This is a genomic window from Streptomyces sp. NBC_01235, from assembly GCF_035989285.1.
In the GTDB taxonomy this organism is placed as follows: Bacteria; Actinomycetota; Actinomycetes; order Streptomycetales; family Streptomycetaceae; genus Streptomyces.
In genome coordinates this window covers 8,683,133-8,695,876 of sequence record NZ_CP108513.1, presented here as the reverse complement: position 1 = coordinate 8,695,876, position 12,744 = coordinate 8,683,133, and the positions used below count along the sequence as shown (strand labels likewise).

Sequence of the window (12,744 nt, the reverse complement as noted above, 5' to 3'; positions counted from 1 at the left end):
GGTCCGGTCAGGGCACCGTGCGCGAGACGACGTAGACGAAGGGGTAGATCGCGTTGCCGGTGTTCACCACCACGTCCAGCGTCGGGTCGGGGTTCTTCTGCTCACGGGCGATGCCGAAGTCGTCGCCGGGGCGGGAGCCGGGGCCCGTGAACTTCCAGCCGGTGATCTCCTGGTCGCGGGCGCTGATGGTGATGTCGCCCTTCTTCAGGGCGGCCCGGCTGACGCCGATGTCCGCGAGGAACTGGTCGAGTCCGGCCTGCGTGGTCTGGAACTGCACGTAGAGCCGGCTGGTCTTCCAGTTGTTCGTCTCGTAGTAGGCGACCTGGTTGGAGGGGTGCGGGATCGGCACCTGGTACAGGCGGCGCTGGACCATCGACGGCCAGTCGGCGGTCAGGCCGGTCGCCGAGTACTTCGCCTCCTTGTCCTTGCCGCTGTCCCGGCTCTGGTTGGCGGAGATCACCAGGTAACCGGCCGGGACGCCGATGAGCAGCACGATGATCAGCAGGGTGAGCGCCCTGCGGCGGATCACGTGACGGCGGTCCTCCGGCGGGGGGGACGGCTCGTCGGGGGGCGCGGCCTGGCGGGGCAGCGATGCTGTCATGCGGTGTCCCGGGTGGTACGGGGGGACGCGGCGGTCATGCCGTGTCCTGGGTGCGGCGGGCCGCCTCCGTGAACCGTTCGAAGCGCTCGTAGCGCTCGACGCGGCGGCGCTTGGCGCGCCGGAAGCGGCGGGCGACCAGTCGGGCCAGGTCTGCGGCGCCGACCATGCCGGCCTCGGGGCCCAGCTGAGCGCGCACTATCCGGGCCTCGGGACGGTAGCCGCGGCCGGTGAGCTGGCGCTTGAACGCGTCCCGCGCGGGGCTGATCAGCAGGTCGTCGGCGGCCGAGACACCGCCGCCGATCACGAAGCAGGACGGGTCGAGGGCGGCGGCCAGGTTGGCGATGCCGACGCCGAGCCACTGGCCGATGTCCTGGAGCAGCTCGATGCACATGGCGTCGCCCTCACGGGCCAGCTCGGTGATCATCGGGCCGGTGATGTCACCGATGTTGCCCTTGACGTGCTCGATGATCCCGTAGGCCACCGGAGAGTCGGCCGCGGCCAGTTCGCGCGCCTCCCTGACCAGCGCGTTGCCCGAGCTGTACTGCTCCCAGCAGCCGCGGTTGCCGCACGGGCAGCGGTGACCGCCGGGCACGACCTGCATATGGCCGAACTCGCCGGCAACGCCGTACTTGCCGCGCTTGACCTGGCCGTCCTCCAGGATCGCGCCGCCGATGCCGGTGCCGAGGGTGATCATGACGAGGTGGTCCTCGCCGCGGCCCGCGCCGAACCGCCACTCCGCCCAGGCGGCGGTGTTGGCGTCGTTGTCCACCAGGACGGGAACCGCCAGGCGGCCGGAGAGGCGGTCCCTGAGGGGCTCGTTGCGCCAGGACAGGTGGGGCGCGAACAGGACGCGGTTGCGGTCCGCGTCGACCCACCCCGCCGCGCCGACGCCGACCGCGTGCACGTCGTGGCGGTCGGACAGGTCCAGGACCAGCTCGACGATCGTGTCCTCCACGACCTTCGGGCTCTTGGACTTGTCCGGGGTCTCCGTGCGGACCTTCTCCAGGATGTTGCCGTCGGCGTCGACGACGCCCGCCATCACCTTGGTGCCGCCGATGTCGATGCCGACGGTCGGCACACGGGGTGCGGTGAGGTGCGAGCGGCGCTCCCTGGTGCCCACGGTGCGGAGTGCGGGGGCGCGGCGGGAGCCGATGGGGGCGCTGAAGTTGCCGTAGGTGCTCATCGTCGCCGATTCTGCCTCACCCTCACGTCGGGTGCCGAGCGGGGCAGCGCAGCGCGGCGACGGAGGACAGAAAGTTGACGTTGTCCGTGACGGCCGTCTGCTCGCCGCTCCGGACGATGTCCCAGAAGGTGTCGCCGTCACCCGAGCGGGTGATCATCGCGAACGTCCAGCGGGGTCTTCACCGCCACCCTTCCCTGGGCGGCAGCGGCCTTGCGGGCGACTTCCACGCGCTTGCCACCGGTCGCGCCGCATCCTGCCGGGGCCACGCCGAGTGCCCCTCGCCAACGCGATCCCTGCCCAGGTCCCCAACCATGCCACGAGGCCGCGTGCCCTTCACGTGCCCGCCCGCCCTTCTTGCTGTGTTCATTGACATCCTCCCCCCTCAAAGAGGGGGATTCCACCCCAGGCGGGCCGAGGTTCACGGACGCTCGAACGGCGGGTGGCCGTTGTCATCCCTCCGGCACCGGCTGAGCCCCGGGGGCGTGGGATCCCGCCCTGTCCTGCCGCGACATCGTGTGCTGCGTTCTCGTCGGCGTCGCAGGTGAACCCACAGGGCACGCAGACGAACTCGGCCTGGCTCCTGCGCGAGTTCTTCTCGATCCCTCTGCACGGGGAACAACCGCCTCACGGCCGGGGACCACCCCTCGGTCGCCCTGTCCGGACATCCGGTCACATTGTCGGGACATTGCGACGCATACGGGCCTCTCGCCCCCGGTTTCAGGGCCTTACGAGCAGCTGGAACTCGAAGGAGTAGCGGGTCGGCCGATAGATGTGGTCGCCGAACTCCACCGCCCGGCCGGTGTCGTCGAAGGTGGTGCGCTGCATGGTCAGCAGCGGGGCGCCCTCGTCCTCGGCGAGCCGCTCGGCCTCGTCGGCGGTCGCGGCGCGGGCCCCGATGGACTGGCGGGCGCTGTGCAGGGTGATCCCGGCGGCCCGCATCAGGCGGTACAGGCCGGTGGCCTGGAGCTGGTCGGTGTCCAGGTCGAGCAGGCCGGAGGGGAGGTGGTTGCACAGGTACGCCATCGGCTCCCCGTGCGCCAGCCGCAGCCGCTCCACCCGGTGGACGTCACTGCCCTCGGCCACCGCGAGCGCGGCAGCGACCTCGGCGGACGCCGGGACCATGGTGTTGACCAGGACCGTGGTCGCCGGACGCTGCCCGGCCGCCTCCAGGTCGTCGTACAGGCTGCTGAGCTCCAGCGGCCGCTTGACCTGGCTGTGCACGACCTGCGTGCCCACGCCCCGGCGGCGGACCAGGAGACCCTTGTCGACGAGCGACTGGATCGCCTGGCGCACGGTCGGCCGGGACAGGCCGAGCCGTGCCGCGAGCTCGATCTCGTTGCCCAGCAGGCTGCCGGGGGTGAGCGAGCCGTGCTCGATCGCGGCTTCCAACTGCTGGGCCAACTGGAAGTACAACGGCACCGGAGAGCTTCGGTCCACACGGAGTTCGAGCTGCACGGTCGGGTCCACTTCTGGTTTCGGCACGGGCCGAGCGTAGCTCTGCGGCCGGTTGACGGGAAGTTGTGTAGTTCGGTTGTCCGGACATACGCATTGACAGGATGCGGCCCTCGACCCCACTTTTGTTTCATGCGCATCGGGGTCATCGGGACGGGCCGCATAGGCACCATTCATGCGAACACACTCAGCCGTCACCGCGAGGTCGGATCCCTGATCCTGACGGACGCGGACCACGCGCGCGCCCAGGAGCTCGCGCATCGGCTGGGCGAGACGGCCGCCCCTGGGGTGGACGAGATATTCCGCTGGGGCGTGGACGCCGTCGTGATCACGACGGCGACCTCGGCCCACGCCGAACTGATCGGTCGGGCAGCGCGCTCCGGGCTTCCGGTCTTCTGCGAGAAGCCGATCGCCCTGGACCTGGCCGGGACATTACAGGCGATCGCCGAGGTCGAGGCTGCCGGAACGATCCTTCAGATGGGCTTCCAGCGCCGCTTCGACGCGGGGTACACGGGGGCTCGCGAGGCGGTGCGGTCGGGGCGGCTCGGACGGCTGCACACCGTGCGGGCGCTGACGTCCGACGAGTCGGCGCCGCCGGCCGCGTGGCTGCCGGTGTCCGGCGGGATCTACCGGGACGCGCTCATCCACGACTTCGACTGCCTGCGCTGGGTCACCGGGCGCCAGGTGACGGACGTGTACGCGGCCGGCTCCGACGCCGGGCCCGCGATGTTCCGCGAGGCGGGAGACGTCGACACGGCCGCCGTGGTTCTCACCCTCGACGACGGCACGCTCGCCACGGCGACGGCGACGCGGCTGAACGGCGCGGGCTACGACGTCCGCATGGAGCTGGCCGGGGAACTCGACCAGATCGTCGTGGGCCTGGACGACCGCACGCCGATCGCGTCCACCGAGCCCACCGGTCCGCCGGCCGCGGACAAGCCGTGGAGCGGGTTCCTGGAGCGCTTCGAGCCCGCGTACGAGGCGGAGCTCGCCGCGTTCGTGGACGTCGTGCGCGGCGAGCGGGCCAATCCCTGCGACGGCCGCGAGGCCCTCCACGCCCTGCGCATCGCGGAGGCCTGCGAGGTGTCCCGGCGTGAGCGCAGGGCGGTATGGCTCGCGGAGATCCCGGCGACATCGGGAGCCGGCTGAGCACGCCCCCGTCGGCGAGCGCGTTCCCGTCGGGTGAGCGCGTTGCCCGAGGGCCGGCGGGTGCCCGGCCTGTGAAGGGCGCCGCCCGGACACGGCCCTGACCTGACGGTCTCCGAGGCACGGGAGACCAGCGCGCGCAGGCGGGTGTGCTGCGGCGGGTCGGCGGTCAGCAGATACGGGCCGATCAGCTGCTCGTCGAGGTACGTGCCCCCGATCCGGCTGCTGTCCTTGGACAGTCTCGGGTCGGCGAGCGCCGCCCGCGCCTGCTCGTACCCCACGACGAGCCACGTCGCGTACCGTCCGTCGGCGCCGGGCGGCCGCGCCCGGGGCACCGGGCCGCGCTCGCGCAGTCGCGCGTACACCGTGTGCGGGTCCCGCCCAGCCCGTCGCCGAACTCCCCCAGATCGATCACCTCGGCCAGGCCACTCCCCTCCGTCACTCCCCCGACGCACGGGAGCGACGGCTAGTACCCGTCCTCCGCCGCGTCCGCCACCCCGTCCTCCAGGAGCCCAGCGTCGTACGCCAACAGGGCGATCTGCACCCGGTTGTTGAGGTCGAGCTTGGCCAGGACCCGGGAGACGTGGGCCTTGACGGTGGCGACGCTCATGAACAGTCGGGCGGCGATGTCCGCGTTGGACAGTCCCCGGCCGACGGCGACGGCCACCTCGCGTTCGCGTTCGCCGAGCGCGGCGAGCCGCACGCGCGCGTGAGCGCGCCGGGTGTCGGCCGCCGTACCGGCCGCGTGGTCCATCAACTGCCGCGTGATCGTGGGCGACAGGACCGGGTCACCGGCCGCGACCCGGCGCACGGCGTCCAGGATCTCTGCGGGCGGGGTGTCCTTGAGGACGAACCCGGCGGCCCCCGCGCGCAGCGCCCGCAGCACCTGCTCGTCGGCGTGGAAGGTGGTGAGCACCACGACCTGCGGAGCGTCCGCCCGCCCGCGCAGCCGCTCCGTGGCGGTGAGCCCGTCCACGGCCGCCATCCGGATGTCCATCAGGACGACATCGGGTCGGGTGCGGTCCACGAGAGCCTCGACCTCGCCGCCGTCGGCGGCCTCACCGACGATCTCGATGTCGTCGGCGCCCCCCATCATGAAGGCCAGACCGGCCCGCACCAGGGGATCGTCGTCGACGAGGAGGAGTCTGATCGCAGTCATGGGCCTTACGTAATCACGGCTGTGGAGTACCTGGTCGCCGTTGTGGCCTGCGAGTTGAGCGGGTGCGCCGGGTCACCGCCCGCGCAGCGACACCCCGTAGCGGCTGCGCAGCCGGCGGGCCTCCCACCAGACGACGGCTGTCACGGATGCCGGGCCGCCGGATTCGGAGCAGACCTGGACCAGCGGCGGGCCGGGCGGCGGGGCGCCCACGGTGCAGGCCCGCACCCGCTGCACGCGCACCGGCACCGCCCACCCGCACGGGCCGGTCAGGCCGGCGCGGCTCGGCCCCCGGACGACGAGACGGACACCGCTCACCCCCACGGCAGCCACGCCCGTACCTCGAATCCCCCGTCTCCCCACGCCCCGTGTTCCAGCCGGCCTCCGGCCAGCGTCGCTCGTTCGGTCAGGCCGATCAGGCCCTGGCCGGAGCCGGGGACGGGGGGTACGTCGCCCTCGGGGGCCGGGTTGCGTACGGTGACGGCCAGGCCCTCGCCGGGGCCGCCGGTGACGGTGACCGCGGTCTCCGCGCCCGGGGCGTGCTTGCGGGCGTTGGTGAGGCACTCCTGGGCGATGCGGTAGGCGGTGCGGCCGACGGAGGCGGGGACGGCCGCGGCGTCGGTGACGCGCTGGTCGAGGGTGACCTTCATGCCCGCCTCACGGGACTCGGCGACCAGCGTGTCCAGGGCGGCCAGCGTCGGCTGCGGGCGCCCGGCGTCGTCGGGCTCGCCCGCCCGCAGGACGCCGATGATCTCCCGCAGGTCCTGGAGGGCCTCGTGGGCGCTCTCGCGGATGACGCCGGCCGCCCGCGCGATCTCCTCGCGAGGCGCGTCGGGGCGGAACTCCAGCGCGCCCGCGTGCACGCTGAGCAGGGTGAGCCGGTGGGCGAGCACGTCGTGCATCTCCCGGGCGATGGCCTCGCGGGCGAGCCGCTGTGCCTGCTCGCCGCGCAGGCGGGCCTCCGTCTCGGCGCGCCGGGCGCGCTCGCGCAGGCTCAGCATCAGCTGCCGCTTGGACCGTACGAACATGCCCCAGCCGACGGCCGTGACGGTGATGAGCACGCTCCACACCACCGCGGGCCCGTACGCCAGCGTGGGGTCCGGGCGCGCCCAGGCCAGCAGCGGGATCAGGGCGAGCTGGGTGCCGCCCACCCAGGCCACGTACCGCAGGGGCCGGTGCACGGCGAGCGTGAAGAGGGCGACGGTGCAGGCGCCGGCCGAGGTGGTCGACAGGAAGCCGAGGGGGACCATCGCGACCGCGAGGCCGAGGGGCCACCGGCGGCGCAGCCAGACCGCCGCGCAGGCGAGGGCGCCCAGGAGCTGGTCGGTCAGGGCGAAGGCGGGCGGGAGGTCCCGTTCGCCGGGGAAGGAGTCGGCGACCGCCAGGCCGACGGCGACGGCCAGGAGGAAGCAGCAGAAGTCGACGACCCAATCGCGCGCGGTGCGCCGGTGCGACCGGCCGGGCCGCTCGGCTTCCGGGGCGAGCTCCGCGACCAGGGTCGACGGCAGCAGCCAGCGACGTCCCGTGAACCCGGACGCCTCCCGTGCCGCCTCGTCCGCGACATCCGCGTCGTCTGCCCTCATGGTCGACAAATCTACGCAGCGGAGGGCCGCGCCACCTCCCCGTCGACGGGGATCCGCCACCGAAAGGAGACGACCATCGACCGAAGTCGTGCCGCCGGCTACTTTCGGCGCCGCCGGACCGGCCGACCGGAGCCTTGCGTCGGACGGGTGCCGCCCCACGGCCGATGGCCTGCCGGGGCCCGCGGCGCGAGGGTCTTGGACATGAAGGAACTGCTGGAAGTACTCGGTTTTCTCGCCCTCGTGCAGGGCGTGCTGGGCCTGGTGCACGAGTTCAGCCACTGGCATGTGGGCCTCGTGCAGCGGATCGGCTTCCTCGACGGCTACGAGGTCTACGCCGGCGTCGCACTCGTCGTCCTGGCGTTCGCCCTGTTCGCCGCAGCGGAGAGCCGGAGGTCCGGCTGAGTGGGGGGAGTCGGACCTCCGGCCGGTCGCACCGTTCCTCGACGGTCAACCGTTGATCGCCCGGCGGCTCAGCAGCCGTAGTCGATCAGGTCGAACGTGGCGTAGTGGTCCCCGGTGTAGTAGTCCTCGTCGGTCTTCTTCCCGGTCACGATGCGGCGCGCTCCGCGCGTCGACGACCCGGGGGTCTTCACCGTGTACTCGTGGTAGTAACCGGTCGACTGCGAGGGCAGCACGCCTTCCCGGTTCTGGAAGACCGCCCCGTCCTGCGAGTACGGGAACGGGCCGCCCTGCTCGATCAGCTCGAGCGTGTCGTACGCCTGGGTGGGCAGATCGCCGTAGCAGATGCTGCCGACCGCGGCGTGCGCCGTCGTGGCGGAGACGGTGCCGCCGACGAGAAGGGCGGACAGGATGGCGGCCGAGGCGCCTATGCGGGTGATGCGTGGGGGGAATCTCATGCCCTCATGATGACGCGCGTAGACAGTGGCATGTCAATGACAAGTCCGAGGATTTTCCCGGCAAGTCCGTTGAGTTTTCGGGAAGTTAACCTGCGGCTAGCCGTTGTCCGGGAGTTCGTACGAGCCGTAGGTGGGACGGCCCTGAAGGTCGTACGTCTGGACGGAGACGCCCGCGGCGGTGATCAGGCCGCCGGTGTGCCGGAACGCGGTGGGCAGGGCGCCCTCGGCGAACAGCCGGAGGCCGGAGCCGAGCACGACCGGGAACGTCAGCAGGTGAACGGTGTCCACGAGGTCCTGCGCGAACAGCGACTGCGCCAGGGCGCCGCTGCCGTGGACCTGGAGCTCGCCGTCGGTGCGCTCCTTGAGTGCGGAGACCTCCTTGGCGAGGTCGTCGCCGCGGATCACGGTGGTGCCTTCCCAGGCGGGGTCGGTGAGTGTCGTGGAGGCCACGTACTTGGGCAGCGCGTTCAGCTTGCCCGCGACCGGGTCGGCCGGATCGGTGACCTTCGGCCAGAACCCGGCGAAGATCTCGTACGTGCGGCGGCCGAGGAGGAACGCGCCGACGTTGTCGAAGACTCCGGAGATGAACCGGCCGAAGTCCTCGTCGCCGTACGGGAAGCTCCAGCCGCCGTGCTCGAAGCCGCCGCGGGTGTCCTCGTCGCGGCCGCCGGGGGCCTGGTAGACGCCGTCGAGGGTGACGAAGATCGTGTAGACCAGCTTGCCCATGGCGAATGCCTGCTTTCTGGAGTGGGGTCTGTTGTCATCACCTCAGACCCCACCGGCGCCCGCAACTCATCGGTTCAGCCCGCGTTCGTCGAGAACAGTCCGCCCGTGGGCCCCTGCTTGTCGCCGCCCTGGGCCTTCTTCAGGGCGTTGGCCAGGCTCTCGATGGTGAGGGACTGCAGGATGACGCGGCCGTTGCCCTCCAGGGTGGCCAGGGACAGACCCTCGCCGCCGAACACGGCGTTCATGATCCCCTGGCGGTTGAGGCCGCCGACGCGCTGGACGCCGTACTGGATGCCCTCCTCGAAGGCGACCACGCAGCCCGTGTCGACCTCGATGCGGCCGCCGAAGTCGGCGGGGTTGAGGTCGATGAAGTTGCCGGCGCCGGCGATGATCACCGTGCCGTGGCCGGTGAACTTCTCCAGGATGAAGCCCTCGCCGCCCTTCATGCCGGTGCGGCCGCCCTGGAAGGCGATGCCGAAGTCGACGGTGGACTCGGCGGCCACGAAGGCGTCCTTCTCGGCGAACCACGCGCGCGTGCCGTCCAGCTCCAGTGCCCGCATCTCGCCGGGGAGCACGCCCGCGAAGCCGACCGTGCCCTCGCCGCCCTGCGCGGTGAAGTACTGGAACGCCAGCGACTCGCCCGCGAGGGCGCGCTGGCCGACCTGCATGGCCGTGCCCATGGCCTGGCGCAGCATGCCGCCCATGCCACCGCCACCGCTGCCACCGCCCTGCGGTTGCCGGCCGCCGGCACCGCCGGACGGGCCGCCCAGGCGGGTCTCCATGCTCACGTTCACCGTCTTGAACAGGAACTTTCCTGCCTCGCAGTACACGGTCTGGCCGGGGTGCAGGCTGACGACCGCCATCTGCATGGCGTTGCCGACGATTTCTTGCTGAAGGGTCACGAGAGGAGAACGCGGGAGACGGAGGAAAGAGTTCCGGCCCGCCTGCTTTCGGCCACTCGGCTGCTTCGGCCCCTCGACCTCGGTGTCCGTTCGCCGCCAGCACGCCGGGGCGCCGGCCGCTGGGATGGACCCATGACAACGACCTACGGAACTCTGAACGGCAAGGTGGCCCTGGTGACCGGCGGCAGCCGCGGCATCGGGGCGGCGACGGCCCTGCGGCTCGCCCAGGAAGGCGCGGACGTGGCGGTGACGTACGTGAACGGCAAGGAGGCGGCCGAGGACGTCGTAGGGGCCGTTCAGGCTCTCGGACGGCGGGCCGTGGCCCTGCGGGCGGACGCGGCGGACCCGGCGGAGGCGGCCGGGGCGGTGGACCGCACGGTTCAGGCGCTGGGCGGCCTCGACGTGCTGGTGAACAACGCGGGCGTCGGCGTCCTCGGACCGTTGGCGGAGCTCTCCCTCTCCGACGTCGACCGGGTGCTGTCGGTGAACGTGCGCGGGGTGTTCCTGGCCTCGCAGGCGGCGGCCGGGCGGATGGCGGGCGGCGGGCGGATCATCACGATCGGCACCTGCATGACCCAGCGGGTGCCCGGTCCCGGCGGGACGCTGTACGCGATGAGCAAGTCGTCCCTGGTGGGACTGACCAAGGCCCTCGCCAGGGAGCTGGGGCCGCGCGGGATCACGGCGAACGTCGTCCACCCCGGCCCGGTCGACACGGACATGAACCCGGCGGACGGCCCGTTCGCGGCCGGTCAGGCGACGATGACCGCGCTGGGCCGCTTCGGGACGGCGCAGGAGGTGGCGGCGACGGTCGCGCACCTGGCGGGGGCCGCCTATGTCACGGGCGCCGAGTTCGCCGTGGACGGCGGGCACGCGGCGTGAGCCCCTGAGTGCGCCTGGGTGTCAGGCCAGGGCCTCCCGGACGCGGTGCAGGTAGCTGAAGTCGTGGTCCTCCCGGGCTCGGGCCAGGGGCCGGATCTCCCGGGTGGCCAGGTTCAGCGCGATGCCGCCGACCGACCCCAGCACCCAGCCCAGGCCGGGCCGCACCACTTCACCGGCAGCGGCCGCTAGGCCCACGGTCACCATCACGGACCGTTCCACCCAGGCCATCCGGCTGCTCCTGGCCGCCGAGCGGTAGTCCGCGACGGACCCTTCGATCTCGCGCCGCAGCTGGGCGAGGACGTCGGCCGGGTGTGCGTAGTCGCGGCGCAGGTCGCCGAGCAGCCGGTGCAGGGCCCGCATCAGACGCTCCCGCTCGTCGCCGTGGCGGTCGCGGAAGGCGAGGACGTCGGCGGTGGGGGTGCCCGGGGCGGGGACCGGCAGGAGGCCGCCGAGGTCCGCCTGGTAGGCGGGCAGCCGGTGCTCGGCGGGGGCGCACAGGGACGCGGCGGCGGCGTCCGCGTGGTCGGTGTACGGGACGTACGCGACCCGCCCGGCGGCGGCCAGTTCGCGTGCCATGACGCCGACGATCAGCTGCTGGACCCGCTTCGGTACGGCCAGGCTCCGGTACTCACGGTCGCAGCGCTCGGCCAGGCCGAGACGCAGCAGTTCCTCCTCCAGCCAGTCGGTCAGCTTCGAGCCGTAGATGAAGGTGTCCGGCGGTACGGGGAGCCGTGGCGGGTTCGGGCTCTCGGCCAGGCGGCGCAGTTCCTGGCGCAGCACCTGGGAGGTGAGGGAGCCGAGGGAGACCAGGCCGTGGTCCGGGTCGTCCAGCCGCTCCATCGCGTCCCGGTCGAAGACCAGCGGTGTGTACAGCGAGCGGTCCCGCAGGTCCGTCAGCTCGGCGGAGACGGCGACCTCGTACACCGCGGGATCGCGGGGTACGACCGTGGCGATGCCGTCCCAGTACAGCAGTGCCTGGTGCAGCACCTCCGTCGGTGGCTTCACCAACGGGTAGTAGAGCAGGACCGCCATCGTGCCTCCCCGTGAACACCCCGGTCCCCGCCGGGGTGTTCACCGTAGCGGAGGCCGGCTCAGCCGCCCAGTTCCTGGTGGCGGGCCGTCAGCGCCGCCGCGCCCGCGTCCGTGAGGGAGCCGAACAGGCGCAGGCGGGAGATGCCGCCGTCGGGATGGATGTCCACGCGCGCGTGCGTGGCGACGGCCGGGGCCGGCAGGACGAAGCGGTGGTTGGTGTCGGGCTGGAGGCGGGTGCGCGGGAGGATCTCCGTCCACTCGCCGCTCTCGCCGTCCTTGACCGACACCGAGGCCCAGCCGGCGCTGTTGCCCTTCAGGTACGCGGTGTCGATCTCCAGGGCGCGGATCTGGGACTGCGCGACCAGCCGGTAGCTGATCCAGTCGTTGCCCTGGTCGCGGCGGCGACGCGTCTCCCAGCCGTCGTCCATCTTGCGGGAGCGCCCCGGCTGGATGGTGTTGCCGGCGGGTGAGTAGAAGAGGTTGGACGCGTCCTCGGCCTGGCCGCCGTTCTCCAGGGCGACCACGTCGAAGGTGCCGAGGACCTCCAGCCACTTCGGGTCCGGGACGACCTCGCCGTAGACACGCAGACGGGCGATGCCGCCGTCGGGGTGCTGGTTGACGCGCAGGTGTGTGAAGCGCTGTTCGACGCCTATGGAGAAACCATTCGCCGCATGGCCGCCGACCGGCGTGCGCGGGACGAGCGTCGTCCACTTCACGTCGTCCGACAGGAGTTCCTCGGGGGACGGCGAGCCGGGTACCGACGTGCCCTCGACCGACACGGCCTGCGGGTAGTTGCCGCGGAAGTGGGCCGTGTCGACCACGATGCCCCGTACGACACCCGGCGCGCCGAGGCGGACCAGGGCCCAGTCGTGGTCCTCGGCCGTCGGCCACGGGTGCTCGGCGGAGGCGCCGCGGCGGCGGCGGGTCTCCCAGCCGTCCATGATCTTGCCCTTGTGTCCGAAGTGCTCCGGGTCGAACTCGGCGGGCCCGGGCACCAGCAGGTTCTCGCGCTGGGCGAAGAACTCGTCGTTGGCGGCGACGACCGAGGCGCCGAGCCTGCGGTCGGCGAGGTCGGCGTACCGGGTGAAGGGGAAGTCGGCGGTGCGGTAGTCCGCGTACGGGTCGCCGCCGCCGTAGGGGTTCGCGTCGCCGGTGAAGCTCTCTATCGCCGTCACGGTGATCAGGTCTGCCTTTCGGGAGTCGGCCGGTGCGGGTGCGGGTGGAGTC

General features: G+C 72.3%; 14 protein-coding genes and 2 pseudogenes. 3 read left to right on the top strand and 13 right to left on the bottom strand.

What is annotated here, in order from left to right:
* Positions 1-7 precede the first annotated feature (7 nt).
* The 4 genes and pseudogenes from OG289_RS39160 to OG289_RS39140 form a co-directional block, all read right to left on the bottom strand.
* The gene (locus OG289_RS39160) at positions 8-601 is read right to left on the bottom strand and encodes a sugar kinase (protein ID WP_327318744.1); all 594 of its coding nucleotides are present in this window, start codon (positions 599-601) and stop codon (positions 8-10) included.
* Between the two features lie 34 nt (positions 602-635).
* Entirely contained in the window at positions 636-1,784 is a 1,149-nt protein-coding gene (locus OG289_RS39155) for an ROK family glucokinase (protein ID WP_327318743.1), read from the bottom strand.
* Between the two features lie 61 nt (positions 1,785-1,845).
* Positions 1,846-2,102: pseudogene (locus tag OG289_RS39150) on the bottom strand (sugar ABC transporter substrate-binding protein); the annotation flags it as partial.
* A 399-nt stretch (positions 2,103-2,501) separates the two neighbouring features.
* Positions 2,502-3,239 carry a GntR family transcriptional regulator gene (locus tag OG289_RS39140; RefSeq protein WP_327320945.1) on the bottom strand — a complete coding sequence of 246 codons (738 nt, stop codon included), beginning with the start codon at positions 3,237-3,239 and terminating at the stop codon, positions 2,502-2,504.
* Positions 3,240-3,368: 129 nt separating this feature from the next.
* Here OG289_RS39140 and OG289_RS39135 point away from each other — a divergent pair, with 129 nt between their 5' ends.
* A complete protein-coding gene (locus OG289_RS39135) occupies positions 3,369-4,385 on the top strand; it encodes a Gfo/Idh/MocA family protein (RefSeq protein WP_327318742.1) in 1,017 nt (338 codons plus the stop codon).
* Positions 4,386-4,501: 116 nt separating this feature from the next.
* On the opposite strand, the pseudogene OG289_RS39130 reads toward OG289_RS39135, so the two are convergent.
* The 4 genes and pseudogenes from OG289_RS39130 to OG289_RS39115 all read right to left on the bottom strand — a co-directional run.
* Positions 4,502-4,806 (bottom strand): annotated as a pseudogene (locus tag OG289_RS39130) (cytochrome P450); the annotation flags it as partial.
* A 42-nt stretch (positions 4,807-4,848) separates the two neighbouring features.
* Positions 4,849-5,541: a response regulator transcription factor gene (locus tag OG289_RS39125; protein WP_327318741.1), complete on the bottom strand. Its 693-nt coding sequence runs from the start codon at positions 5,539-5,541 to the stop codon at positions 4,849-4,851.
* Between the two features lie 72 nt (positions 5,542-5,613).
* On the bottom strand, positions 5,614-5,871 hold the full coding sequence (locus tag OG289_RS39120; RefSeq protein WP_327321053.1) for a hypothetical protein: 258 nt from the start codon (positions 5,869-5,871) through the stop codon (positions 5,614-5,616).
* The gene (locus tag OG289_RS39115; RefSeq protein WP_327318740.1) at positions 5,853-7,121 is read right to left on the bottom strand and encodes a histidine kinase; all 1,269 of its coding nucleotides are present in this window, start codon (positions 7,119-7,121) and stop codon (positions 5,853-5,855) included. Before OG289_RS39115 ends, OG289_RS39120 begins: the two co-directional genes overlap by 19 nt.
* A gap of 201 nt (positions 7,122-7,322) precedes the next feature.
* Between OG289_RS39115 and OG289_RS39110 the strand changes: the two genes are divergently transcribed.
* Positions 7,323-7,523 carry a hypothetical protein gene (locus OG289_RS39110; protein WP_327318739.1) on the top strand — a complete coding sequence of 67 codons (201 nt, stop codon included), beginning with the start codon at positions 7,323-7,325 and terminating at the stop codon, positions 7,521-7,523.
* A 68-nt stretch (positions 7,524-7,591) separates the two neighbouring features.
* Here OG289_RS39110 and OG289_RS39105 read toward each other — a convergent pair whose 3' ends face one another.
* From OG289_RS39105 to OG289_RS39095, 3 genes are all read right to left on the bottom strand, one after another.
* On the bottom strand, positions 7,592-7,978 hold the full coding sequence (locus OG289_RS39105; RefSeq protein WP_327318738.1) for a ribonuclease: 387 nt from the start codon (positions 7,976-7,978) through the stop codon (positions 7,592-7,594).
* Positions 7,979-8,074: 96 nt separating this feature from the next.
* A complete protein-coding gene (locus tag OG289_RS39100) occupies positions 8,075-8,704 on the bottom strand; it encodes a dihydrofolate reductase family protein (protein WP_327318737.1) in 630 nt (209 codons plus the stop codon).
* A 74-nt stretch (positions 8,705-8,778) separates the two neighbouring features.
* Entirely contained in the window at positions 8,779-9,606 is an 828-nt protein-coding gene (locus OG289_RS39095; protein ID WP_327318736.1) for an AIM24 family protein, read from the bottom strand.
* Positions 9,607-9,738: 132 nt separating this feature from the next.
* Here OG289_RS39095 and OG289_RS39090 point away from each other — a divergent pair, with 132 nt between their 5' ends.
* Complete coding sequence (locus tag OG289_RS39090; protein ID WP_327318735.1) at positions 9,739-10,485, top strand: SDR family oxidoreductase; 747 nt, start codon at positions 9,739-9,741, stop codon at positions 10,483-10,485.
* Between the two features lie 21 nt (positions 10,486-10,506).
* Here the strand turns inward: OG289_RS39090 and OG289_RS39085 are convergent, their stop codons facing one another.
* Both OG289_RS39085 and alc read right to left on the bottom strand, forming a co-directional pair.
* The gene (locus tag OG289_RS39085) at positions 10,507-11,517 is read right to left on the bottom strand and encodes a hypothetical protein (protein ID WP_327318734.1); all 1,011 of its coding nucleotides are present in this window, start codon (positions 11,515-11,517) and stop codon (positions 10,507-10,509) included.
* A gap of 59 nt (positions 11,518-11,576) precedes the next feature.
* On the bottom strand, positions 11,577-12,692 hold the full coding sequence (gene alc / locus OG289_RS39080) for an allantoicase (RefSeq protein WP_327318733.1): 1,116 nt from the start codon (positions 12,690-12,692) through the stop codon (positions 11,577-11,579).
* Positions 12,693-12,744: the final 52 nt, after the last annotated feature.